The 853-nt window shown below is 59.4% G+C and carries 1 protein-coding gene; it reads right to left on the reverse strand.

Annotation, left to right across the window (positions count from 1 at the left end):
- Window positions 1-660 precede the first annotated feature (660 nt).
- The coding region (locus tag I6E78_RS18420) for a hypothetical protein (protein WP_231618052.1) at window positions 661-853 on the reverse strand (193 nt) is incomplete at its 5' end.

Raw genomic sequence — 853 nt, forward strand, 5'->3', positions numbered from 1 at the left:
TCATTCGTCATGATCAATCTCTCCATTTTGTAAACGGCCGACCGGCTTTTTCCCAAGCGCAATCGACCGCAATTTCCAGTAACTCGTCGGCGGTGATCCCCTCCTGACGAGCGGCGATGCGGACAGCGCTCATGGCGTTCTGCTCGCAGTACGGTGAGCCAGGGCGGTGGGGATACCAGTAACCCCCGCAGTTGCAGACGCGGTGCCCGGTCTCACGCAGGTGCTTCGTGAACAGGTCGAACGACTTGCGTCGGGTTCGACATTCAGGGCAGCGTAGGATCAACGCCACACGTCCCCGTTTGCCCGAACAAACGCGACCGCGAGGTCTCCATCCCAACGTTTTTTGCGCATCAGACAGGTCAACAACCGAATGCGGACCTCTGTCACCCGTTCGATGGTGGCGACAACGGCGCGCACCGCAGCAGGTGGGTGTTCGGTCACACGGCGACACGCAGCCAAGCGTTCGTGCGTCGTGCTTTTCATTTGCAACCCCCGCAGAAGAACATCCGGTTGCGCCACNAGCGTTCGTGCGTCGTGCTTTTCATTTGCAACCCCCGCAGAAGAACATCCGGTTGCGCCACACCCCGCCCGTCCGGTTGCGGTCGGTGAGGCACTTCACACAGAACGCCTTGGCGTAGTAGGTGCTGGTGGGTGGGATAGTCATGTGCCTTCCCCGTGAAGAAACTCGAAGTCACGCGCGTCCTTGAGTGCGGCCAACGCCTCCTTTGCCTCAGCGAACTCAGGGCTGCTTTTTCCGAAATCCCGCTTGGCCGACCGCTTTTCCACCTTGGCTTCACGAATGGCTTCATCAAATTCGTCCATCGTCATAACGTGTCCTCCAGGCTGACCATCG

Origin of the sequence: Pseudoalteromonas sp. NZS127 (assembly GCF_015864805.1) — a bacterium.
GTDB classification, from domain to species: Bacteria; Pseudomonadota; Gammaproteobacteria; order Enterobacterales; family Alteromonadaceae; genus Pseudoalteromonas; species Pseudoalteromonas nigrifaciens.